Annotated in this window: 20 protein-coding genes; 9 read left to right on the forward strand and 11 right to left on the reverse strand. The window is 44.2% G+C overall.

The features are described 5' to 3' along the window. On the forward strand, positions 1-395 hold a 395-nt coding region (locus PF479_RS01775), incomplete at its 5' end, for a TrmH family RNA methyltransferase (protein WP_298001633.1). Next, positions 392-1279 carry a DMT family transporter gene (locus PF479_RS01780; RefSeq protein WP_298001635.1) on the forward strand — a complete coding sequence of 296 codons (888 nt, stop codon included), beginning with the start codon at positions 392-394 and terminating at the stop codon, positions 1277-1279. The genes PF479_RS01775 and PF479_RS01780, both read left to right, overlap by 4 nt. Here PF479_RS01780 and PF479_RS01785 read toward each other — a convergent pair. The 6 genes from PF479_RS01785 to PF479_RS01810 all read right to left on the reverse strand — a co-directional run bounded on the left by PF479_RS01785 (position 1276) and on the right by PF479_RS01810 (position 10069). After that, complete coding sequence (locus PF479_RS01785) at positions 1276-2934, reverse strand: DUF342 domain-containing protein (RefSeq protein WP_298001637.1); 1659 nt, start codon at positions 2932-2934, stop codon at positions 1276-1278. The two genes, PF479_RS01780 and PF479_RS01785, sit on opposite strands and share 4 nt — an antisense overlap. 69 nt (positions 2935-3003) lie before the next feature. After that, entirely contained in the window at positions 3004-3132 is a 129-nt protein-coding gene (locus PF479_RS01790) for a hypothetical protein (RefSeq protein WP_298001638.1), read from the reverse strand. Then, positions 3133-4587, reverse strand: coding sequence for a fibronectin type III domain-containing protein (locus tag PF479_RS01795; protein ID WP_298001641.1), 1455 nt, complete (start codon positions 4585-4587; stop codon positions 3133-3135). Further along, a complete protein-coding gene (locus tag PF479_RS01800; RefSeq protein ID WP_298001643.1) occupies positions 4584-6707 on the reverse strand; it encodes a hypothetical protein in 2124 nt (707 codons plus the stop codon). Before PF479_RS01800 ends, PF479_RS01795 begins: the two co-directional genes overlap by 4 nt. 166 nt (positions 6708-6873) lie before the next feature. Continuing rightward, positions 6874-8946 carry a TRAP transporter permease gene (locus tag PF479_RS01805; protein WP_298001644.1) on the reverse strand — a complete coding sequence of 691 codons (2073 nt, stop codon included), beginning with the start codon at positions 8944-8946 and terminating at the stop codon, positions 6874-6876. Between the two features lie 136 nt (positions 8947-9082). Next, complete coding sequence (locus PF479_RS01810; protein WP_298001646.1) at positions 9083-10069, reverse strand: TAXI family TRAP transporter solute-binding subunit; 987 nt, start codon at positions 10067-10069, stop codon at positions 9083-9085. Positions 10070-10569: 500 nt separating this feature from the next. Here PF479_RS01810 and PF479_RS01815 point away from each other — a divergent pair, with 500 nt between their 5' ends. Beyond that, entirely contained in the window at positions 10570-10911 is a 342-nt protein-coding gene (locus tag PF479_RS01815; RefSeq protein ID WP_298001648.1) for a DRTGG domain-containing protein, read from the forward strand. Here the strand turns inward: PF479_RS01815 and PF479_RS01820 are convergent. From PF479_RS01820 to PF479_RS01835, 4 genes are all read right to left on the reverse strand, one after another. Further along, complete coding sequence (locus tag PF479_RS01820) at positions 10905-11870, reverse strand: tRNA-dihydrouridine synthase family protein (protein ID WP_298001649.1); 966 nt, start codon at positions 11868-11870, stop codon at positions 10905-10907. The genes PF479_RS01815 and PF479_RS01820 overlap by 7 nt on opposite strands. A 20-nt stretch (positions 11871-11890) precedes the next feature. Further along, positions 11891-13093 (reverse strand): HD domain-containing phosphohydrolase, encoded by a 1203-nt coding sequence (locus PF479_RS01825; protein WP_298001651.1) that lies wholly within the window; start codon positions 13091-13093, stop codon positions 11891-11893. 51 nt (positions 13094-13144) lie between these two features. Continuing rightward, positions 13145-13426 (reverse strand): Dabb family protein, encoded by a 282-nt coding sequence (locus tag PF479_RS01830; protein ID WP_298001653.1) that lies wholly within the window; start codon positions 13424-13426, stop codon positions 13145-13147. A 130-nt stretch (positions 13427-13556) separates the two neighbouring features. Next, a complete protein-coding gene (locus tag PF479_RS01835) occupies positions 13557-14558 on the reverse strand; it encodes a Gfo/Idh/MocA family oxidoreductase (RefSeq protein WP_298001654.1) in 1002 nt (333 codons plus the stop codon). 79 nt (positions 14559-14637) lie between these two features. On the opposite strand from PF479_RS01835, the gene PF479_RS01840 reads away from it, so the two are divergent. Beyond that, entirely contained in the window at positions 14638-15357 is a 720-nt protein-coding gene (locus PF479_RS01840; RefSeq protein WP_298001656.1) for an HDOD domain-containing protein, read from the forward strand. A gap of 189 nt (positions 15358-15546) precedes the next feature. On the opposite strand, the gene PF479_RS01845 is transcribed toward PF479_RS01840, so the two are convergent. Continuing rightward, entirely contained in the window at positions 15547-19272 is a 3726-nt protein-coding gene (locus tag PF479_RS01845; protein WP_298001658.1) for a hypothetical protein, read from the reverse strand. Between the two features lie 47 nt (positions 19273-19319). Between PF479_RS01845 and PF479_RS01850 the strand changes: the two genes are divergently transcribed. The 5 genes from PF479_RS01850 to PF479_RS01870 all read left to right on the forward strand — a co-directional run. Further along, positions 19320-20711, forward strand: coding sequence for a GAF domain-containing protein (locus PF479_RS01850; RefSeq protein WP_298001659.1), 1392 nt, complete (start codon positions 19320-19322; stop codon positions 20709-20711). After that, positions 20708-21442, forward strand: coding sequence for a hypothetical protein (locus PF479_RS01855; protein WP_298001661.1), 735 nt, complete (start codon positions 20708-20710; stop codon positions 21440-21442). Before PF479_RS01850 ends, PF479_RS01855 begins: the two co-directional genes overlap by 4 nt. Then, positions 21435-22844 carry a GT4 family glycosyltransferase PelF gene (gene pelF / locus PF479_RS01860; RefSeq protein ID WP_298001662.1) on the forward strand — a complete coding sequence of 470 codons (1410 nt, stop codon included), beginning with the start codon at positions 21435-21437 and terminating at the stop codon, positions 22842-22844. The genes PF479_RS01855 and pelF overlap by 8 nt, the downstream gene beginning before the upstream one ends. Positions 22845-22847: 3 nt before the next feature. Then, a complete protein-coding gene (gene pelG, locus PF479_RS01865) occupies positions 22848-24260 on the forward strand; it encodes an exopolysaccharide Pel transporter PelG (RefSeq protein WP_298001664.1) in 1413 nt (470 codons plus the stop codon). 123 nt (positions 24261-24383) lie between these two features. Further along, positions 24384-25009, forward strand: a 626-nt coding sequence (locus PF479_RS01870) for a hypothetical protein (RefSeq protein ID WP_298001666.1), incomplete at its 3' end; no start/stop codon positions are given.

Below are 25009 nucleotides of genomic sequence, written 5' to 3' on the forward strand. Positions count from 1 at the left end.
TAGCTCTCGTATTCGGAAACGAAAAAAACGGCCTGACAGATGAAGAAATATCTGCCTGCACTGAGGCTTGCGCCATTCCCGGCAATCCGCAGAATCCCTCTTTGAATCTTTCTCATGCGGTTCAGCTCCTATGCTATGTTTTTTTCAGGCAATCGGCTGAACAAACCGGTTTAGCAACTCCAGTTCCTCTCTCCACCATAGAAAAACTGGCAGATACGGTTGAATCCACACTTCAGGAATCTGGTTATTACAACAAACCCGACCGCTTTAAGACCCGTTTATTCTTCCGGGATATTTTTGCAAGAGCCACTTTGTCAGAAAGAGAAGCGCGCCACCTCGAAAAAGTATTTCAGAAGCTGAAAAGTCTTAAGAACCCCCGGATCGACTCAGAATGAAAACGAACAGGCAGGCTGTCATATACGCCCTAATGGCGGTTGTTCTCTGGTCAACCGTGGCCACAGCTTTTAAAAAATCTCTGGATCTGATCAGCCCTTTTGACCTGCTTCTCCTTTCCTGTTTCTGGTCTGTATTGATCCTTTCGATCATTCTTATCGTGCAGAACAAAGGGTTTTCCGGATTTATCCTGAAACCGGGGAAGTTTTTATCCTATATGACAGGTGCACTCCTCAACCCTGTCGCTTACTATCTTGTACTTTTTGCCAGCTATGATCTTCTGCCGGCTCAAATCGCCCAGCCCCTCAACTACACCTGGCCTCTGATGCTGGTACTTCTCTCCATACCCATTTTAAAAAAGAAGCCTGAACCCCGGGACGGTTTATCCCTGTTGATCTGCCTGGGGGGCATCATTCTGATCAGCCGGGGTGGTCAAACCACCGCATTAGGTGCATTGAGTCTGAAGGGGATTATATTGGCCCTGTTCAGTTCTGTCCTATGGGCCTTCTACTGGCTCATGGGGAAGAGACAAACAGGTTCTCAGAGTACCAGGCTCTTCTGGAATTTTTTTCTGGCTCTCCCTGTCCTATACCTGCTGAAGCCCACCCTGTCTCCCGGATTTCCTGTATTGACAGGGCCGATCCTTTTCTGGACGGCCTGGGTTGGACTCTTTGAAATGGGAATAACCTTTATGTTCTGGGGACTGGCACTGGCAAAGGCCGAACATCCAGCCCGGATCAGTCACCTGGTCTACCTCTCACCCTTTCTGTCCCTGTTCTGGATTTCATTGGTATTAGGAGAGTCCATCGCCATGACCACAATTGCCGGTCTATTCATTATCGTTGTTGGGATTTTAAGCAAGGAAATCCGATTTTTAAAGAATTAAGGATTGCCAGGGAGTGCTTTTTTTATGTCTTCGGGAATCTGTGCCGGATTGTAGCCGGTTTCCCGGATGCTTCCGTCTTTTGTCTGAAGTATTGTCTTGCTGGCTCCCCTCTGTTCCGGTGTAAAGTCCAGAAGCCCAAAGCTGACTTTGGTACCGACATATATCATATCTTCAGCGAGAACAAAGCTTTCTTCCGAAGGAACCAATTCTTTTCTCATGATCTGCAGGTCCTTTGATTTTTCATGAATCTTTTTTGATATGGCTAGGACCTGAGCCTCGGCCTGATCTTTCTGACGAAAATTAAGCTCTGTTGCTTCGCGAGTCTTGCAGATTTTACTGAAATGACGAACCTGTTTATCCATATGGTCCTGATCTTCACGCAGACTCTGTATGTCTTTCAGTATTTTGAAAAAAACATCCAACTCTTCCGGCTCCACACCCACAACCACATTGGTTTTGGCTTCATAGAGACTGCCGATCTTCCGGCATTTCACCCAGCCTTTTGCAACAGTAAGGCCGCCGACAATTTCACAGCGTCCCCCTTCCATCATCAGATCTCCACCTATCTTCACCGTGCTGTTGAGAAGAGCTCCGGAAACAAAAACAGAACCTTTAGCATGTACAAAACTGCTTTCGATGAAACGGGCATATAAATCACCCTTCACATCCAGATGCCCTTCCTTATCTCCGTTGATACCCGACTGGAGGAGCAGATTCCGGCCTGTTTCCAGGTGAACCCGGCCCACACTCTTCCCTATCTGGATATCACCGGAAGCTATAATACTGAAACCGTCGGCGACATGACCCTTCACAATAACAGAGCCCTGGAAAACGAGGTTTCCCGTGTTGTAATCCACATCATTGACTGTGACGACGGGCTCCAGAATAACCGCATTCTTATCTATTCGGACATTGCCGCTTTCAAGAGCATAAATTTTATCCTCTCTGATCTCAGTCAGATCTCCCGCATTAAGGGTTTCACCTTCGCCGGCTGGGGAGGCACTGATGATCTCTCCGGTTACATCCGTACCGTCATGAGGGGCTATCGGTTCTTCCAATTCAGCCAGAAGATCCCCGGCTTCTTTATATTGGATAAAATTCAGTTCTCTGAGGTCGATCCGTCCAAAGGGCAGCTCCCGAAAGGGTTTACCCGGAGCCTTGCTGAAGTGATATTTCACTTTCCCCCCCTGTCCATGCACAGGGGCTGTTCCCAGAGCTATTTCGATCCACTCATTATAGATTCCCCTCTCGATACACTCTATAATGGCGGGTTGAAGGACCCCATGAAGAATTTTATGGTCTTCCAGAAAGTAGTGTAACTGTTCTTCCGTCACCTTCCCGCCCCCTATCTTGGGAGGCTCAATGAGGATTTCGGCTTTCATCCGGTCTTCTCTGACCCGAAGCTGCATGGAGGGGGACAGATGAGCTCCCGCAGGCCATTCCACAATCTTCTCAATGCTGCCATCGGCCCGCTCAATTATTTCATCCAGCTGCATCATCCGTACCATGGGAATACCGAGGATTTTCATCCGGTTCATCACCTCTTCGGCAAAGACCCTGTTTTCCTGTGATGTGGGGGGATAAACACGCAGGACGGCATATCCGTTGCGGTAATAGAGGCTGAATCTTTTGTCTGAATTGTTTTGAGATGACATCGTCGTATTATAATCTACTCACCGAGAGCCCGCAAGTCCCGGGGGTAGGTTCAATAAACGCAATATTTTTTATGGGACCATACCTGTGAGGTAGGGATAGCCGTTGTTGATGGTACTGCTGATGCTCCAGATGTCTTCGGAACCGTTTGTTGTTTCTCCTGTGAAATCCCAGTTTGTAAATGAACTCTGAGTGTTCATTTATGCAGTCGTCAGAGCTGTTTCACCAATCAGACTAGCTGTTACATGACCAGAAACATCCTTATCATAAAAACAATCAGAATAAGTCCCGGTGCTGGCTCCGATCAAACCTCCACAAGTTGCAACAGAAGTTGGAACATCTCCAGCAGCATAACAATTTGAAACAGATACTAAGTTGTTTCCTATGAGACCTCCTAAAATGTTGCTTCCTGATACATTCCCGGTACTATAACAATTAGATACAGATCCGCTACCACAATGGCCGATCAAACCACCGATTTCAGTACCACTACCACCATTAATTGATCCAGTAGCATAGCATTGTTCTACATCAGTATCATAATTCACACCAATCAAACCACCAGAAAACGAAATTGATCCAGATACAGCAGAAGTGGAATAACAGCTTGTAACCGTACTTCCAAAATTAGTAATACCGATAAGACCTCCGACTGTACTTGCAGTACCACCGACAGGACCACTGGATGAAGATAATGTAGTGCTGCTGCTATTTACAAACCCTGCAACACCTCCGATTTCTGCCTGGCCTGATACAGTTACAGATGAATGACAATTCAAAATAGAACCATCGATTATTTCTCCGATTATTCCTCCTACAAACTCCTGACCTGAGACAGTACCGGATACACTGCAGTTTTTAACAAGACCTCCAGCAAGAACTTTTGCGGCTATTCCGCCAACATAATCCAAACCGGAAACTTGAATACCGGTTAGATTAACGTTGGTAATCTTACCAGAAACTTCAGCAAAAAATCCTTGCCCACTGATGGAGGGATTACTTATATTGAGGTTGATGATGTTATGTAAATTACCATTGAATATACCTGTAAAATCAGAACCAAAACCTATAGGAGTCCAAACAGCTTGAGATAGATCTACATCTTCTGTAAGAATATATGATCTGCTTAAAGTTGTTGTATCCGTGTTGATGGCTATTATTTCAGATACTGTTGATATGCAATAAATATCTATTGGGGTCAGTGGCAGGTAAATAAAGATACTATCACCATTTGACTTAACTCCACTGTTGGATACTGCTTTGGCAGTAATCGTATATTCAATAAATTGTGTTAATCCGGTAATAGTATAGGATGTAGTCCCTTTACTGACATTCGTTCCGGTAGTTCCATCAGGATTCCATGTAATCTCAACATGGTCATAGGCACTATCAGCTGGTTCAATCCAGGAAAGAAAGATTTCTCCTCCGCCTGCATGTGTTATCTCAAGAGTAACATCAAAACCATAATCAGGAAGCGTTTCATCAGATGGAGGTTCTTCAGATGGAGGTTCTTCAGATGGAGTCTCTTCTTCAGGAGGATTATCATCAGTATCAATTTTGGCCTTTATCTCATCCAGATAATCCGAGTCAATCTGACAAGCCATAAAAGGGAATATCAGACAGAATGATATTATTAAAAATATAAACTTTTTCATTCCTCTTCCTCCCATAAAACAACATCTCTAAGTCCTGTTGCATCAGCAGCCCGTTGTCCTTCATCTCCCCGCAAGTCCAGATAAGCAAAACGCTGAGCCAGTTCGGAATCAATTGACTTGAGTTCCTGATAAGCCTTTTTGACTGTACCGTAATTCTCCAACTCATGATTACAGCGGGCGGACCCCAGGAGTGCTTTTTTATTCCTGCTATCAGTGGATAATACTTTTTCATACCAGATGAGAGATTTTTCAAAATTATTCTGAATGAAATATATGTTCCCTGTGTTGATAAGAGATGGGATATAAACCCGTGACCGATTGATGGAATCAAATGTTTGAATTGCTTTGTCGTACAGACCATAGCGTGCATATAGAACCGCGAGCTTATTCTGGTAAATATGTTTATTGTTGCTGTCAGCCATCTTTTCCAGTATGGCTGATTCCTGGGGATAGATTTCCTGTTCCACAAAGCGGCTGATGGTTTTGACAAACTCAGCTGTCACATCATTCCGGCTGGGCATTTCGATTCCTCCGGAACTCTCTTTAAATCCAACGGCTTGATAGTGCCGCCAGGATTCCTGTGTGGGATAAAACATGGCCTGCTCTTTGGAAATATTTTCCCGCCATTCTTTGGCTCCAATCTGCCAGGCTTCATGAAAGGTATCCTGAAACATTGTAATTTCAACAGGCACCCAGACTCTGTTTTCACTGAAGATGAATTCATCAGTGCGACTAAACTTATTGCGTACTTCTTCTTCAGAGCCTTTTAATGCAAAAGCCATATAAATATGGCCGGGGATGGTGATGATACCGGTATCCACTCCCACAGATTCAAGCATAGACGAATAGAGAGCCGTCAAGTCATCACAATCTCCTGTCGTATATCCAAGAGTCTGCCGAGGGAACTGTATAAAATCAACAATGCTTGTCTGTCCGGCAAGACTGGCATAGGGTGTGGTCGGATCAACTTCATAGCGGACACCGTAAGATTTGACAGATTCGAAGAGAATCATACCTTTCTGCAGGTTTTCATCCACTGCGGGATTCTCGAATTCCTGCATCCAGTTTGTGACCTTTTTGGAAAAACCAAGGATCTCCGGGTCTTTGGCTGTAATGAAAGAAGCAATCTTCCGATCGTCATCCCATGTAAGGGCATTCCGGTTATTGACTTCCAGTACTGGATTATATTCTTTGGATTTTTCTTTTTCTGCCATGATATAGGAGATACTTACCTTCGCGGAAGCTTTAGTTCCCTCTGTGATATCCATCATATCCTCGGTAAATAAACCATTGAGTGCAATAGTCCGTTCCTCACCAGGTCCCAATGTAAACTTTTCTGTAACCCCCATGGGATTATCCATGTATCGTTCCACATAAAACTTGATGGTTATATCCTCTGCATCCTGTTTTTCAAAATTGACGACCCTCACTGTTCCAACAGGATTGCTGTCATAGTATTTATAGAGCACAGGAAAAAGAGTGATCAGCTCCATATCCCGAAGTTCCACACCCTTCCCTTTTTCATTCATAGGATCTATTTTCTGATTACTATCTGAAGAGAAATCCCTGATAGCCCGTTCTCTCGGTTCCATATCAAAATCCAGGCGAGCATAGAGAGAGATTCCCAATCCATTATAGAGTTTATCGTAATAACCATAAGATACACCCAGGCCCATGGAAAATGGACCTGTAATATTCATTGCCCCTCCAGCAGCTCCACTATATGTCAGACTGCCGCCGTTATTCCCGGCATTATCCCATCCAAGGGAATCAAAATAATAATAGCCAGCTTGTGCATTGGCATAAATTATAAGTTTATCACCTAAAGGCATTCGGAAGACTGGTCCGGCTCTACCTGATAAAACCCAGATGGAATCCGAACTTTGGATGGGCAGGAGAAAATACTCTCCACTGATTCCCATTCCGAAATGGTTGAGAAATGCAGGGATGAAGGAAACATCAACTTCCATTCCGTATCCGAATTTGAATAAATCCGAACTAGAACCCATGGGGACTGTTCCGAAGGGAACAGCATTGAAAGATAATAAATCTTTAGACTGGCAGAACAAAGCAGTACTAATGGACATCCAAAGAACAGAACAAAAGAAAAGACGTTTCATAACCACACCTCATGAAATTCTTTTTTTGTATAACCTGTTGCTTTTTATAAATTATACTGCTGATTCTTTTATATAACAAGAATTGAAATATTGATCCCAATTATGATATTGAATAAACAAAATCCCGGGCTGTTTAACCCGGGAAATAAAATACAAAGAGCAAAAATCAGGCTGTTATTTTACGCTTTCTCAGACGCTGATACCCATAGACAAGGCTGACAATTGTAATCCCGAAAACCATGATCAGCGACTTGGGAGCCGTTGCCATACCTATCCATCCACCCACAAGTGTGGGGCGCAAAAGAGTCAGGGCTGCCAATCCCAGTAAAATGGCTTCAAACCATTTGTTTTTAGTAAAAAAGTAATTCTGTGTTAATGCTGCAAAGGCAAACATGGCGATCAGAGCGGAAGCAAAGATCCAGATTCCATAGAAGACAGAGTCCACTCCAATAAGAAGGAGTTCTGTATTAAAGATAAACATAAAGGGCAGGATAGCCGTTCTGATATCGTAGGTGAATCCCTGAATTCCCGTCTTAATGGGGTCTGATTTGGCAATGGCGGCGGCAGCAAAGGCTGCCAGTCCCACAGGAGGCGTATCATCTGCCAGGATTCCGAAGAAGAATACAAACAGGTGAGCCGCGATCAGAGGGATGACAATACCATTCTTCGCACCCAGAGTCAGGATCACAGGTGCCGTCAGTGAGGCCATAACGATGTAGTTAGCCGTGGTGGGCAGTCCCATCCCCAGAATCAGACTGGCAATGGCAGTGATAATCAGGATTAATAGAAAATTACCCCCCGAGAGGACTTCGATGACCTCCGTGATGATACCACCCAGACCGAGGGTCACCACACCGACAATGATTCCTGCAGAGGCGACAGCCACACCGATGCCCATCATGTTTTTTCCACCGGCAACCAAAGATGTAAGGATCTGCCAGGAGGCATGTTTCAGGGCGTTTTTTATAGATGCTTTCTTCTTTCTGGCACGATAAATGTTCTGAATATAAATCAGAGCGGTCAGGGCCAGGATGGCACGGAAAGCGGCCAGAGCGGGAGAATGTCTAAACGCCACCAGTTCTACAATCAGAAAAATAAGAGGAATCAGAAAATGAACTCCAGCGATAAAGGTGGACCAGAAGGGAGGAAGGTCAGCCTTGGGGACTCCTTTTAAGCCCAGCTTGGAGGCTTCCAGGTGAGTAATGTACATCAGGGCAATGTAGGAAACCACTGCCGGTATAAAGGCGGCTCTGATCACTTCAATGTATTCAATATTGCAATATTCAGCAATGATAAAAGCGGCGGCTCCCATAATGGGAGGCATGAGTTGTCCGTTCGTACTGCAGGCGACTTCTACTGCGGCTGCTTTATGGGCGGGATAGCCGACGCTCTTCATGAGGGGAATGGTAAAGGTACCGGTGGTAACAGTATTGGCAATGCTTGATCCGGAAACCATCCCGGTAAGACCGCTGGCCAGGACAGCTGCCTTAGCAGGTCCTCCCTTATATTGTCCCAGAAGGCTGAAGGCCAGATCAACAAAATATTTACCCGCACCGGCTTTGTCCAGGAGGGCGCCGAAAAGGACAAAAAGGAAGACGATCGTCGCCGATACATCCAGGGGAACTCCGTAGATCCCTTCGGTAGACAAGGTAATCTGGCCTATAAATCTCTGAATAGAGACGCCTTTAAAAGCCAGTACAGAAGGCATATAGGGTCCGAAAAAACTGTATAGAATAAAGACCGTAGCCACAATGGGAAGAGCTGGCCCCAGTGAACGTCTTGCAGCTTCGAGGAGCATAAGAACAAGAACAAATCCAAAGAATATATCCCGGTTAAGAGGAATTCCCTGACGTCCACTGATCCCGACATAATCAATGGCAATATAGAGGGCCAGTAAAGTGGCGACCAGGGCTACACTAATATCAACCGCGGTAAAGCGGTCGGTTTTGGCAAAGTAATTGAGAAAACGGCTTTTCTTAGGTTTTTTAAACACAGGATGGCTAAGAAAAACAAGACTGATGGCAAAGGCCAGGTGTATGGCTCGAACCAGTGTGCTTTCCATCAGGATAAAGGATGAGATGGCCAACTGGAAAATTGACCATGAAGCGGCTATAACAGGAATAACCCAGCGGCTGATGCCACTTTCAATATTGCGGGTTCCCCCTTCTGCTTCATCTGCAATTCTTTGAGCCTTCTCCAGATCTGCATCACTAGACTGACTTTCAAGTTCTTTTAACATTGTACAAAAGGCTCCTTAATAAAAAAAATCCCTGCCCGGAAGCAAAGATCTACCCCGATAGAAACTATCGGGGCAAAAAAACCAGAAAATATTTCACTCCGGCTTACCGGAATGAATCTGATTCTGGATATAACGATTATTTCAGACCAGCTTCTTTGAAATATTTCATAGCACCTTCATGGATGGGGGCAGAAAGACCAGTCAGCATGTTCTTTGCTGTAAGAATAGCAAAAGCAGGATGAAGACCCTTAAAAGTATCCAGGTTTTCAAAAACTTCTTTGGTGATGGCATAAACGACATCTACCGGTACATCTGAAGATGAACAAAGAGTTGCTTTCACACCAAAAGTATCCACATCTGCAGTATTTGTGGCATTGGGATACTCACTTACAGGGATAATAGAAGCCGCATAGTAGGGGTATTTTGCCAGCAGTCCGTCGATTCCTGTAATAGGAACAAAGTGGGCTTTTCTTGCACCTGATGTTGCTTCCTTAAAAGAACCGTTAGGGTGCCCTACTGTGTAGAAGTAGGCATCAATTCTACCGTCTTGCAGCATTTTAGCAGATTCAGAAGCTTTCAGGCCTTCAGCCTTGATGTCAGTTTCCCAGTTGATGCCAAGAGATTCCATGACGTCTATGGCATTTCCTCTCTGACCGGAACCGGGATTACCGATGTTGATGATCTTGCCTTTGATGTCTTCAAAGGTGTTAATTCCAGAATCATCCGCGGCCAGAAGGGTAACAGATTCGGGATGTATGGAAAACACAGCCCTCAGTTTTTCCTGTGGTCCCGCCTCTTCCCAGTCGGCAGTTCCATTATAGGCCTGATACTGTCTGTCAGACTGGACGATACCAAATTCCAGGTCTCCCTGAAGGATGGCATTTACATTGAATACAGAACCAGCCGTTGATTCAACTGTGGCTTTTATACCGTAAACATCGTATTTCTGATTAACCATTTTGCTGATAGCACCACCAGTGGGGTAGTAAACCCCTGTAATTCCACCAGTACCTATGGTTACGAAAGTTCTCTGAGGTGCTGAAGATGCATCTCCCTGTCCACCGGCAAATACCAGGGCAGCACTGACCAAAAATAAAATAGAAAGTGTTATAATTTTTTTCATTATTCCTCCAAGAAAAATTGTATATAATAATTATGTCAACTAAGACATGAATCCGATTTAAACATGACAAAATCACTGAAAACCGGAGTATTTAGCATTCAAAAAAGAATAGAAATGCCGATTTAGAGTAGATTATTATCAAAAATATATAATACGGGACTCAATCCCAATACAGTGTAACTGATGGCAAAGACTATTCAGATTTTGAACAGATAATTCAAAAGACAGTCTGCCAATTTTGTTATACAGAATTTATAAAACAAAACTTTGAATGAATAAAGAAAGAATTATTTCTATATAATATAAAAACATTAGCGTATCTTGTTTCAATGATCAAGGTTTAGTGTTAAAAAAGCCATTTTCCTACATATTTGTAGATTTCCATCCTCTTATTCATCCCGTTAAAAAACTTTTTAAATGAATCTCCTGGAGTGAAACTATTATTTCTCATTGAAACCTTTCTGATAAGTCTATAAAATAATATCTTATCAGGAGCAGCAATGAAAATAGACGAAATAAAGAGACGGACCGAAGCAGAACTGATTTGTGGTGAAATCGATTCACGTGAAATCAAGAGTGCCTTTAGTTCAGACCTCATGAGTGATGTATTAACCAACGAGGCCGATAACGCCATACTCATAACCGGTCTAGCTAATGTGCAAGCTATAAGAACAGCAGAAATGGCAGATATCAGCTGTATCATCTTTGTCCGGGGTAAAGAAATCCCACAGAATATGATCCGACTTGCAGAAGAAAGCCATATCCTGCTGATGAAGACAAAACATACCATGTTTTGGGTTTGCGGTGTGCTCTATCAGGCTGGCATAGCTCCTGTTTATTGATCCTGACATTGGTTATAGAGTTTCTCTTTTAAGAGATTCCAATCCCTTTCATCTTTAATACTGAACAATTCACGACGACTTTCTTCAGAGACTCCCGGTAATGAGAAGGTATAGTTGAGAATCCCCTTCATATAGTTCCACAGGGCATGTTTTTTTGTAAAAGATTCTTTCATCCTGAAGAGCAGGTCATCGAGAAAAACATAAAACTCCTGTCTCTTGAAGGGATCTTGCCCTTCTAGAGACCCTTCACTTTCCAGGGAGTTGGGAGTATTCAGAATGTCTTCCAAAAGGAAAGGGTTTGCAAGAAGCCCACGCCCTATCATCCACTCTTCCACCAGGGGTAACCTATTTTTCAGTCCAAAATAATCCTGAATAGAATTAATATCTCCGTTATAGCATATTGCTTTGCCATAGAGATCCTGTGCTTTTTCAAAGCCTTCCAGATCAACAGAGCCGCTGTACATTTGAGTTCCCAGGCGTGGATGGAGGATCAATCGACTCAGGGGATATCGTTTAAGGATCGGTAACAAACGAAATAACTCATCCGAATCATGCAGCCCCATCCTGAGTTTCACAGAAATCTTCAGATCTGTCCGGGGAATGATCTCATCCAAAACATTCAGGATATGCGAGGTTTGGGGCATTAATCCGGAGCCCTTCCCTTTTCTGATCACTCCCTTGCTGGGGCATCCCATGTTCCAGTTCACTTCCTTAAACCCCTTTCTTCTAAGAGCTTCCAAGGCCACAAGAAAGGCTTCGGATTCCGAAACGAGGAGCTGTGGTATTTCAGGGACTGGAGATTCTCCGGGAAGGCATACGCCATTTAAATTACTCAGAGGAACACGCTTGACTCTGTCCGGAATGGGCAAAAAGGGAGTGAGAGAGGCAGTAAGACCGGGGAAATGATCGTAAAAACAGCTGCGGTAGGTTCTGTCGGTGACCCCCTCAAGGGGAGCCATCAGAATCCTGCAGTCATTCATCAATGATTGTCTGGATATTTCTGCTGTACCTGTTTCAACACAGGGAGGATTTCAAAAAAGATATCCACCAGTTGTGGATCAAACTTGCTACCGCTGCACTTTTTAATTTCTTCCATAACATTTTCTTCAGTCCAGGCTTCTTTATAAACCCTCTGGCAACTCAGAGCATCAAAAACATCTGCTAAAGACACAATCCGGGCATACAGGGGAATCTCTTCTTTGACGAGACCGACTCCCGATGGCAGGATTTCATCGGGCTTGGCATTTTCCCATTCTATCTTACCGGGGTATCCGCTTCCGTCCCAGTTTTCATGGTGACTGATGGCAATATCTTTGGCAATGCTATCCAGATCCGATTCCTCATCGGCAAATAGACGAGCCCCCACATAGGTATGGGATTTCATTATTTCATATTCATCAGCGTTGAAACGTCCCGGTTTTTTAAGAATCAGATCGGAGATGCCCACCTTTCCCACATCGTGGAGCATGGCAGCCATCCTCAGTGTATCTTTCTGTTTCTGAAGGGTATCTTCAGGAATATGCTGTTTATGAGCCCAAGCCTCATAGATTTCACAGGCATAAGAACCAACTCTGTTTACATGAGCTCCAGTTTCCTTGGGGTCTCTGAGCTCAGCCATTTTGGTCATCCTGAGCAGCAGAGTACGGGTCATACGGGCCCGTTGAAGGGCGACAGTGGCGGTACTGGCAAAATGGAGCACAAAGGGCTCGTCAGTCTTTTTAAAACTGACAATATTCCCCTTGGGACTCTTGGCGTTAAGGAGCTGCAGAACTCCCAGAACTTCCCCCTGATTTGTTATCAAGGGGAAAGTTAATGATGATACAGTTTTGTAACCGGAAGTCTGGTCATAATGTGTATTGAAACTATAAGGTCTGTCTGCAGATATATTATACATGTCCTTGATGTTCAGGTGAGTACTTTTGGCTGCCACATATCCTGATATTGTTTTTTCATTAACAGGAATTCTGAAAATGGAAAAATTCAATTTCTGACCTTCTGCAAGTTGCTGCTGCAAGCTGTCATTCTGAGCGTATTTGATCTCAAGCTCCTGCCCATCTCTGATGTAGATGGAACCGGCATCAGCCGACACGGCATCACGCGCATAATAGAGAATTCGCTCCAGCAGAATATCCAGATCCTGAATTTTATTCAGGTCCTTATCTATCTGAAGGATCTTTTTCATAATACTAGTCATAAATCGATCCCGTTAAATAAAATATTCATAGAATAATGCTTAATACTCAAAATCTACTGCATGTCTGGAGGATACGCATGACCCGATTATTGTACCAATCTCTTTATGCACAGGATCAGCCTGATAGACATCAAGATCTTCGGGGCTCTTGTGGACAGAAATCAAAATGAGATCACAGTCAGCCTTTCCGGTATTAAAGTTGATACCGCATTCCACATCGACAAGAGAGCTGATTTTTCCTTTCATCGACTCTATTGCAATTTTTAATTCGGCGGCCTTTGCCTTATCCTTCAGTGTCCACATAACAACATGCTTTACCATGAAACAAACCTCCAGGGTCATGAAATATATTTTGTAATAATAGGAAATCACAAATGAAAACCTTAATTCTATATTTTAATTCAAATATCGGCTTAACTCTGTTATAGATTGAATTATCAATCATTATTTTTCAGCAGACGTCTTCCCACTTTCCGCTTTTCCCGGCCTTGAAAATAGCTTCCAGAACCTTCATATTTCTTAAAGCATCCTCCAGAGGAACATGGTTATCCTGCTCTCCCCTGATGGTTCTGACAAATGACTCCGCCTGCAGAGTGTATTGATCACAAACCGGGAAATCAATCAGTTCATAGTCCTCAAAGTAAAAATCACCTTTACTCAGAAAAATCCGGCAGGCTTTGTCTGCCGGGGCATTAAAAGGGATTTCCACCTCAAGACGGCCCTTGGTTCCGAAGATCTGCATTCGCTGATAGGGAGACAATTGGGTAGAACAACTGAAGGAGGCCTGACCTGAAGGAAACTCCATCATGACTGAGCTCATACGGTCAGTTCCTGTTTCAGGATCGTACTCCAGAATGGAGGCAACACGGAGTGGCTCTTCATCAAATATAAACCGGGATGTAGTCACAGGATAACATCCGATATCCCAAATACCACCGCCACCGGCTTCTTTAATATTTCTTATATTATTCTTATCATCATTATAATAGCTGAAAAAACCCTGAATATTCCGAAGCAAGCCGATGTTTCCCTCTCGAACGGCCTTCCTGGCGGTCAGCCACTGTGGATGATAACGCACCATAAAAGCTTCACTGACAGTTAATCCTGTCTTGTCCCGGAGTTCTATCAGTTTATTAATATCTTCAAGCTTCAAAGCCAGAGGTTTTTCACACAAAACATGTTTTCCCGCCATCATAGCCTTGATGGTCCACTCGACATGCAGATGGTTGGGTAGTGGATTATAGATAGCTTCCACCTCAGGATCATCCAGCAGTTCCTGGTAAGATGAATAGCTCACTGGAATGCTCAAATGGGAGGCTGCATCACTAGCTGTGCGCTCACTGCGGGATGCTATGGCATAGACAACCCCATTTTCAGACTTTTGAATGGCCGGCAAAACCTTTGTAAGACCTATATTCGCGGTGCTTAAAACTCCCCATTTCAGCTTATTCATATCAGATTCCCCTCAATATTAATTCTTTTCATAATAATAATAGTCAATTCTTGATGAAAATGGAACGATTATAGTAATAATGGATAAATTTGAAAAATTTTTAAAAAATATTCCGGTCATGCCGGATGTGGCGACAAAAGTACTTTCTTTTGCCGAGGACCTGGATGAAGTGTCCTTTAACGAACTGGAAAGTCTGATCAGCATGGATCCGGGACTGACTGCAAAAATTCTGAAGGTGGCAAATTCGGCCCTCTATGCCAGACAACAGCAGATATCCCGTCTCCAGACGGCTATCTCCCTGTTGGGTTTCAAAGCCATTAAGAGTTTGGTCATGCTCCTTACCGCATCGAATATGTTCAGCAAGAAGCCTGTATCTCCTTTTTATAAGTATTTCTGGCAGCACTCACTGATTACAGCTTTTATTGCTCAGAAACTCTGCGATATGACCGGTTCTACCAGGATCAGGGAAGAAGCCTTTCTAGCCGGGCTCCTTCATGACATTGGTCAGATGAGTCTGTATGAATCACAAATGAATGCGTATGATACCATCATGGCCTTTATCAATGTGAATGAAGAAAAAACTTCCAGTGAAGAAACAGAAATATTCGGTGTGAACCATAGGGAGGTGGGCCGCAGGATCATGGAAAGCTGGAACTTTCCGAGTATGTTTGCGGATACAGCAGGAGAGCATGGCAATGTCAATATTCAGTCCCCCCACAAAGAGCTGATTGTTATTGTTTCCATAGCAGACCTCATGACAACCATTCTGCATGAATTCGGTTTTACCGATGAAATGTAAAAGGCTCTTGATCCCTATCTGAAATATTCAGGATTAAAACTGGATCAGCTGCAGTATTTTCAGGATCAATTCATGATAGATATGAAACAGGATCAACTTTTCCAGCAATGTAAAAGCCTATTCCGCCTCTAGAAATACCGCCCCTTCTATCAGATGGGGCGGTATTTTTTATAAGGTTATACTTCAAGCTTAATAAGTCAGGAGCGAAGGAACACTGATCCGGGCGCCGATGGTGGCCGCGAACTCCCAGAACCTCAGATCGGCATTATCAAAGCTGCTGTTGCCGCTCATGAGGAAAAAGAGAGTCATTGTTTCTTTGACATAATAAAGACTGAACATCCCTTCCACTTTGAGGAGCTGGGACTGGCTCTCATCTTCCTGCTTGATTATATCAGTCCAATAGCCTCCGGCGGCACCGAACAGGCTGATTTCCAGAGCCTCCGTATAGTCGTCATTATGAAAATTGACTGTCCCTCGCAATCCGCCCTTTGCTTCCAGCACACCCTTTGGGAGATAATAATCAATAACATCCTTATCGCTTCCATTTTCAAAATTGACAGTACCATTGGCGGTCAGACGAACCAGAGGTTTACGGTGTACCACATAGCCGATGGAACCTTCCTGCAACATCTGACCTCTGAAACTCTGACTGGAGCTGCCGTTCACATAATTCAGAAGCTCAAATTTGCCATAGGTTCTGGTTGTAGCAGGCCCCCAGTCGTAGTAATTTTCCAGAGGGAAATATGTCTGGCCAAAAGCACTCATTTGATGGCTTCTGGTCAGATTTCTATCGGAAAACAGAGATTCCTCTTCCAGTTTATTCTGATAGGAAACACCCGTATCCAGAAAATCCTTCTTCCACCCCACATTCAGACCGAAAAGTGGCTTCACATTCATCGTATCCATCGTGTCGGAGGGCGTGACAATGGAAGTACCGAAATCATAATCATCCATAACACCATACAGATCATTCCACATATACATTCCGGCAAGCGGGGTGACAACCAGATTCCAGTTGGGAAAGGCTATCGGCACATTCACTACAAGGCTGTGCAGTTTGTATTGATTTGGAATTTCCTCACCAAACACTCTGTATTTCCTGTCCATTGTCAAATTATAGTTCAGCCCCCATCCCAGCCAGGTGTTCACATTGGTTTGATAATGAGCGTTCCCGAGGTACTTGATCCTGGAGGGATCTGTAATATTCTGGGCACTCACCGAGACAAAGTCTGCGTTCTCCCTGGCCAGTTGATTGTAATAGGAGGAAGCATTTTCATAGCGGGGATTCTGATAATACACTTTTTTGTACTGACTCATGGCCCGGGACCAGTCACCATAACGCTGACTGACTATTCCCAGCTTATAATTGGCACTGATATTCCAGGGATCCATGGCCAGAACACGTTCAAACTGACGAGTAGCTTTCAGATTCTTATCCATATCCAGGTAATACTCACCCAAAGAGTAGCGAAGGAGATAGGTCTCCTGTTCATAATAGTAAATTTGCCGCACCAGTTTTTGATCCAGTGCCTGACGCATCTCTGCCAGAAGCCTGTAATTCTCATCTTTTTCGGCTTTCATCTCTCTGGAACGGCTGGACAATTCATTGATGAGGGCTTCTGTTTCTTCAGAAAGAGGAATCATAAAGCCTGATCTGCTCTCATCTTTCCATACCCGGACCTCCATGTCAAAAAGGTGCTGTCGATAGAGAGTCAGGGTATCTGCCTCCTGAGCCCACATTTCTTTCTGTTTTTCAGTATTGAGGCTCCAGAGCTGACTCTGATACAAGCCGTACCGGGAGGGGGAATCCTGGTCAAAGACATCTGACTCCAGGTAGCGGCCGGCTTCTACAGGTTTTCCACCAAACAAAGCCAGTCGTGAAAGAACATAACCGGCTAAAAAAGGCTCAGTGCGCTGCACCTGACGCAGTTCATTCAGATTAAACAACCTGTCCCAGGACCACTTGGATTCGCCCAGAAGCTGCCTGAAGACATCCTCCTCCGCTGTTTCAGTTGCCAGAAGGTCTGCCCATTCTTCCTGTAAGGCAATTTTATCTGCACCCAGGCCTGCCATCCGGTAGGACCAGAGGCTGTACAAATCAAAGACCTCGACATAGGCCTGTGTTGCCAATTCCACTTTTTCTGAGAGAGCCGTATCTTCAGGTTTCTTAGCGGCTCCAGCCAAAGCCTTGTCATAATTGCTTTTTGCTGCGGCCAGATCCTTACTGCCTGTCAGATAGGCCTCTTCAGCCTGAAGAAAAAGCTCCTGATACCGGGATGTCCTGTCAATAAGAGAGAGCAGATCCGAGGCCTTTGTGTCAAATTCCTTCATACTGATATACAGTTTATTGATAAGAATACGCATGGAATGATCCACCGCTTCCTCTTTGAGTCCATTCCAGAAATAGGTCTGAGACAGCTGCTGCCTTAGAGGAATATTGTCAGGCTGCTCCACCAGAGCATTTATATAATCCTGAAGGATTCCGTCTTTCATCGATTTTTTTTCTTCATACACATTCATATAAGTGGACAGAGCCGGACTCTCTTCAAAAGAATCATACACACGCTTGATGATCTCATCGGCTTTATTTGTCTCTCCCAGAACTCTGTATGATTCTTCCAGTGAGAGGTAGGTTTCAAGATATTCGGGAGACTCAATAAGTTCTTTAGTGTATATATTGACCGCATATTGGGGATAACCATTGACCTTATGAATGCTGCCAAGTTCCATAGCCCGATCATGCATACCTATTGTACTGTCCGCCGCCTCTTTGAACAGGGTTTCCGCATCGTCCTGGCGGGACATCCAGAGATAGGTCAGCCCCAGATTGACCTTCAGGTTCAGATCATCGGGGAACTGCTTCAGCCCCTGGGAAAAAAATTCAATGGAATCCCTGTACTTCCCGGTCCAGGCGGCAACCTTTCCAGCTTCTGTCCAGTAGGAGACATTGTCGGGAGCCAAGGTTAAAAGCTGGCGGTACATGGTCAAACCTTCGCTAACCTCTCCATTCCAGATTCTGTTTTTAGCCGTCAGGAGCAGGATATAGGGATCTTCGGGATCAAGACTGGCTGCTTTATTCAGATTCTTGATGGCATTTATGTAGTCTCCCAGGAGGGAATAAATCATGGATAAAACAATATAGGCATCCTTGTTCCCGGGATTCTCCTGTATTGTTTTTTCATAAAAAGAGATGGACTGAAAAGGTTTATTTAAGGAACGATCGGTCCTGTTTTTAGGAAATACCGGGGGAACCAGGACCAGTTCATCTTCCATCCGGTCCTGCCTGAGGAAGAAAAAGGCGTCCAGAAAGAAGTAATACTGCCCGTCAAAGCGCCGTTTTTCGGGAACTTCAAAACGGATACGGTGAACCCCCTCGGAGAGATGAATTGTTTCCACGGACATCCAGTAATAGGAGGGAGTATAAGCCACATTGACAGCAAGATCTTCCCTGTAGACCTGAACCGGATCTGCCCCGTCAAGAACATATCGGAAAGGACTGGCATAGGAGGGAAAAACCGAATCACTGGGTCCCGGAGGAGTTCCGCCGTACCAGAAATCATAATCTCCCTCATCCTCTACATAAAAGGCATATTCAGCAAAATATGCCTGACCGCCATAGGGGGCATTCTGCTGAATCAACTGGAGTGATTTGTAAGCAGAAGCTCCGTAATTATATACAGGAGCCGCAGCAAAGTTTGTAGAAACAGCAGATTCACCTTCTATATAGATAAGTCCTTCCTCAGTTTCTGGAAATACAGGATTGATTTTGGTCCCAACCGAAGGCAACACCCCCTCTTCCAGGGGAGCATCGCCTCCCGTGGGAGTTTCCTGGGAAAAAACAAAACCAGAGACAAACAGAATCAGAAGAGATAAAAAAAAGTGACGAAATATGCTTTTGAAAGAAAGAACTTCCATAATAACTTTAACTCCTGGATAACTTACAGTATAATATATAGATTAATATGCACTTAAAAAATAGAAATTCCCTGCCGGAAACTCTGATTATAGCAACAATTATCGGTTGTTTGTCAGTATTTCCCATACTTGATTTTGGAATATCCTCCGGCTTGCTGCTTATTCTGACTGTATCTCTTTACATCTCCTTCTGGCATGGACGTCTTGCCGGTCTGATCACTATAGCCACTTCTGTTCTCATTTACACACTGGGAAGACTGTATTTTTACCATATGAACAGCAGTTTTATTTCCCTCTTCAATGTTCTGAGCCTGGGTGCTCTCCTGATCTATATGGGAGGGGCCCTCCGAACCCTCAGGGAGAACCGTCTGAATAAAATTATGATCCGTTACCGAAAGGCTTCCAACAAGAACACCCGTCTGACCGGCATATCCAGAGCACAGCAGGAGATTATCAAAGAACTGGAAGAGCGGGTAACCCGTCAAAAATCATCATTGAACCTGCTGTATGAAAGGATCAAAGAGATCGACTGCCTGGAGACCAACATGAGCATTTCCAAGTTGCTGGAGACTCTGATTCACTTCACAGATGCCGAAACCCTTTCTATTTGGGTCTTTGATCCTTCAACGAATAAACTGAGACTCAGAATGAGGAAGGGTGTTGATCAAAACGATATAAATCGGGAAATTCTGGATCTTCAGGACACCATTGAAGGTTGGGTGTTCCGAAACAATCAGCTTTTTTCAATGAGAATGACCCTGGATTATGACAATCTAAAGATACTGAATACCCAGGAGTCCATAATATGCTGCCCCGTGGTTCTTGATAACAAAATATGGGGAGTCATCAACATTGATTCTCTCCCCTTTATAAAATATAGCGAGTATACCGAAAATCTCATCCAGATTATCATCAGTCTGGCGCAGCCGGCACTGAATAAAGCTCTTGAGTTTGAAAATCTTCTTATGGGGGAAGAGCAGCATGAGACAACAGGTCTGCCCCAATTCACTCAGCTGTACAGAATCCTGGACAAAAATCGATATGACGAATCAGGAACCTATAACTCCTCCAGTCTGATCCTACTTGAGTTCCATGAATTTGCAGAGCTCTCGAATGAATATGGAAATGAAAAAATCCTTAAGCTCCAGGCGGAACTTCTGAAGGAACTGGCAGATCTCAACAGCAACAGTCCGGAACTGTTTCACTACCGCCAGGACGCTATGATGGCCCTGTTCATTCCTCACCTCGATTATGACGGCTGCTCATTATACTGCCTGAAATGCCTGGAATTCATAAACAGCAAAAAATGGAAACTGGGGGGTCATAGCATCTCCATCGATATGAGTTTGGGATATTCCTCCAGCGGAACCAATGAGAAGGTAGATCCGGATGAACTGATTAAAAGAGCCGAATACCTTCTGGAAATTCAAAAAATATGAGCCTGAAGGACTCATACTCGTATATCCTTAAAATGAATTCCCTCTTTATTCCCAGAACACCCAGTGCAGCCCTCCAGGCTGTAGAAGAAGACATTCTCCCTATTGAAGCATTCATATATAAATCAACAGCACTAAACCCTATCCTGATGAAGCCTTATAATCTTGATGAGATTGAATGGCTGTTATCCAGAAGAAACCGGGACCTTGAAACAAATCTGATACTGAAAACGGTTCTCAGTGAAATAGCCAGAGATGAAGACAAGGAAATCGCTCTGTTTGCCGCCGAAAGCCTGAATGCTCTTGAAAAAGAGTACAACAGCCCTCTTATGAAACTGAAGGAACAGATTGAAGATGACAATTCCCCCCTGGATCGAGCCAAGGCTGCAGAAGTGTATTATCACATGGCACTCCTGAATAAAGATGAGAGCTCTCTTTGTAATTTTTACATGAAGGAAGCCTATCTGATGCTGGGCGGCCTTGAAAATGAAGACATTGCCACTCCTGAGAACAGACTGCTTCTGGTCAGGATACTCCTGCACCTCAAACTCTATGAACAGGCGGAACAGATCCTCCCTGATCATAAAGAGAGTAGAGTCCTGAAACTGGAGATTGCCTTTCAGAAAAAGGATGTGAACAAAATCCGTCAGATTCTAGAGAGTATCAGAAATGACTCTGACCAATCTGCTGAAGAGATTGAAATTCTTGCATTCTGGGATAGTACACATGAGTGAAAAACGGCTGTGTGTCTGTATTGTACTGGAAGGCTCCTACCCCTATATCACCGGAGGAGTTTCCGCCTGGGTTCATGATTTGATTGTAAACCTTCCGGAGCTTGATTTTAAACTTTTTACAATCTCACCCGAGGCAAACCAGCCTCTGCGGTATAAACTGCCTCTCAATGTGATCGAAAGCCGGGATATCCTTTTAGGAGCCCCTCCGGGAACAGCCTTAAAAACGCCCCGGAAAAAGGTCCGCCTCATGAAGGAAGTCTGGAAATATCATCAGATGATGGAAGCCAATAACCCCCCTGATACCAAAAAGATGATAGGACTGATCCCGGAGAAGACATTCTTATATCACCTGGCCGTCAAATCCCGGATTGGATGGAAAATGATTGCCCGGGGAAACAGAAAAAACAACCCCCTCTACCCCTTCTCTGACTATTACTGGGCCTGGAAATCTTCCCATGACATGCTATTCAGTGTTCTGGGTGCCGAGGCGCCGAAAGCGGATATTTACCATGCCGTCTCTACCGGTTTTGCAGGTCTTGCCGCCCTGGCTGCCCGGTTCCGCCACTCCAAGCCTTTTCTCCTGACCGAACACGGGCTCTATCATAAAGAAAGAGAAATGGAGATTCGGAAGACCTCCTTTGTCCGTGGTTACCAGAGGGATATGTGGATCAAAGTGTACAACAAGATCAGCAGGATCTGTTACAGCCAGGCAGACCATATTACCGCCTTGTTTGAAGAGAACAGACAGAAACAACTTGAATTGGGTGCCCCGCCGGAACGCACAGAAGTGATTCCCAACGGCATCGATGTAGAACGATTTACCATAAAGAGAGAGCCGAAACCCGGTTATCATGTGGGACTGGTGGGCCGGGTGGTACCCATTAAAGACATCAAAACCTTTATATCCACCTGTAAAATTGTGGCAGAGAGGGTTCCGGAAGCCCGTTTTTACTGTATTGGTCCCACCGATGAAGACGAAGGATACTATGAAGACTGTAAACTCCTGGTAGAAAACCTGAAACTCAAGGATGTCTTTGAGTTTACGGGACGCCAGGATGTCAGAGACTACTATAAATTCCTGGATGTACTCCTTCTGACCAGTGTTCGGGAAGCTCAGCCTCTGGTCTTTCTGGAAGGCTACTGCGCCGGAGTTCCTGCGGTGTCTACCATCGTAGGAAATGTACCGGAACTGTTGAGCTTTGATGAACGGTTTCTTGCACCCTCAAAAGACAGCAGTAAAATAGCCGAAGGAATCATGATCCTTTATAATAATCCTGGTGAAGTAGAAAAACTGCGCATTAAAAATTATCAGAAAGTTCTCAATTTTTATGATATCAAGGACCTCCATCGACGTTATCGCGAGATGTATAAAGAATTGGCAGAAGGGGAGATAAAAGAGTAAAAGATGGCTGGTATAGGATTCGAATTAAGAAAAGTAGCCTCTCTCGGGAATGCCCGTGGTATATTCCAGGCCTCATTGTCAGGAGTCATGATTGTAGCCGGTCCCTGGTTGATCTCCATTCTCACCATTTTAATTTTTCAGCAGCCCGTCATGGGAATACCCGTCGAGTTCCGGGAGCTTTTTACCGCCTCCACCGTCTACACCTACTCTCTTTCACTGGTATTGAACGGAGGATTTCATTACATTTTCACCAGAATACAGTCGGACTATCTGTATCGGAATGAGAGCGGTAAAGCCTTTGCCTACACTGTCAACTATATGCTCCGATCCAGTCTGATCCTGATCCCCCTGGCATTTTTTCTAGTCCACTTATTTTTTACAGATATCTCCATCCTTCACAAAGCCGGGTTTATCCTCCTTTTTGTGACTATCAATCATATATGGATTTTAATGCTCACCGCATCGGCCATGAAAAAATTCAACCAGCTGCTCTTCGGATATATCCTCGGCATGGGAGGATCTCTTCTCCTGATGAAAATAAGCATGATTCTTATTGGCAGCGAGGCTCTTCTGCTGGCCTATGCTCTGGGTCAGGTGATCCTTTTCATTATTGTATTGATTTACCTGAGTCAGGATATGGGATGGGAAAAAGTCAGCCGCAAGGGAGATTTCATACAATATACAAGGCGCTACAAAGCCTTGTTTATCACAGGTTTTGTCTATTATGGTGCCTTGTGGTCGGACAAATTCATCTACTGGTTGAAAAGAGGGGATGATATCGGACAAACAGCCATGAGGCTCTACCCCTCCTATGATATCATTGTATATTTAACCAATCTGATGATGATCCCGGGGCTTGTCTTTTTCGTTATTTACTCGGAAACCGAATTTTTTATGACTCTCAAGAAATTCCTGGACAGCCTGTCCCGGAAACCTTATCACGTGATTCAGGCCAACCAGGCCGTTCTGGTCAAAGCGAACAGACAGATTCTGAAGGAACAGTTCGGCTTCCAGGCTGTGTTTACTCTGCTCTTCCTGGCCATTGCCGTCAATTATCCCCCACTGAGCGCACAGCTCCGGATTATAATCCCCACGGCTCTGGGCATTATGGTACTGGGTCTGTTTGTCTGCATCATCAACTTCCTTTTTTACATAGAGCAGTACACTTTTGTTCTGATCAGTACTTCTCTCTTTTTTTTGATCAATGCAGGCCTTGCCTGGTTTGGTGAAGCCGGTAGTCTGATCACTCCGGGAATCTCCTCGCTGGCCGGTTCCATCGTGGGAACCATATTCTCTGGTTTCTTTCTGAATTATTCCCTGAAAAACCTGGATAGAATCATATATACGGCCATAACAAAGGGTCAGCTCCGTGAAATTCGTGAATTTAACCTTGTAAAATTAAAATTATCCCGCTAAAAAGCAGGAATTTTGTTTTCTTCCCGTCTTAGATGTATAATTGAAGTATTATTTCTATTGAAAAAAAGCATATATAGAAATAAGAACATTTAAAAATTGTATTACAGGACACGGAGGTGTTAGATGAACAAAATAATAGTATTAATTTCAATGGCAATTGCCCTGCTTTTCATGGGCTGCGATACGAGCGTAGAGAGTACAGAAGGAACGGACTACCTTCTGGCCGGTTATTATATGATGGCCGGGGAAGAGACGGCGATCGTCGAAGAGGGTGTGAGCCGTACAACAGCTCCTGCCTGGTGGGACAAGTATAGTGACTATACTTATGCAAATGTTATTGCTATGGGTACTGATGGATTAAAAGTCCAGAACTATCCCGAGCAAGGACAGGTCACTTATATTACTGTCACAACTGCTGATGCCACCGAAGAAGTGTACAAAGTCTCTTCAAGAACCGAATATCCCCAAAAAGACGACCTTATCGATTATTATCAGGAAGTCTATTACTTGTGGGATAAATATAGCTCAGATTTATGGAAAGATGGTGCTATTGTTGAAAAAATCAATAATGTATGGATAGAAAACAGCAAGGCCAGAGAAACCATGGAAGTGGTCTTCAAAGACGGCAGTATAAGAAAAGAATGGATTGCCTATGATACGAATGCTCTTGATCCAACTATAACTAAAGCCGGATATTATGCTCAATTTTCCTTAGATGGAGATATGGTAATTCCCTCTGATACAGCATG

This window comes from Oceanispirochaeta sp. (genome assembly GCF_027859075.1).
In the GTDB taxonomy this organism is placed as follows: Bacteria; Spirochaetota; Spirochaetia; order DSM-2461; family DSM-2461; genus Oceanispirochaeta.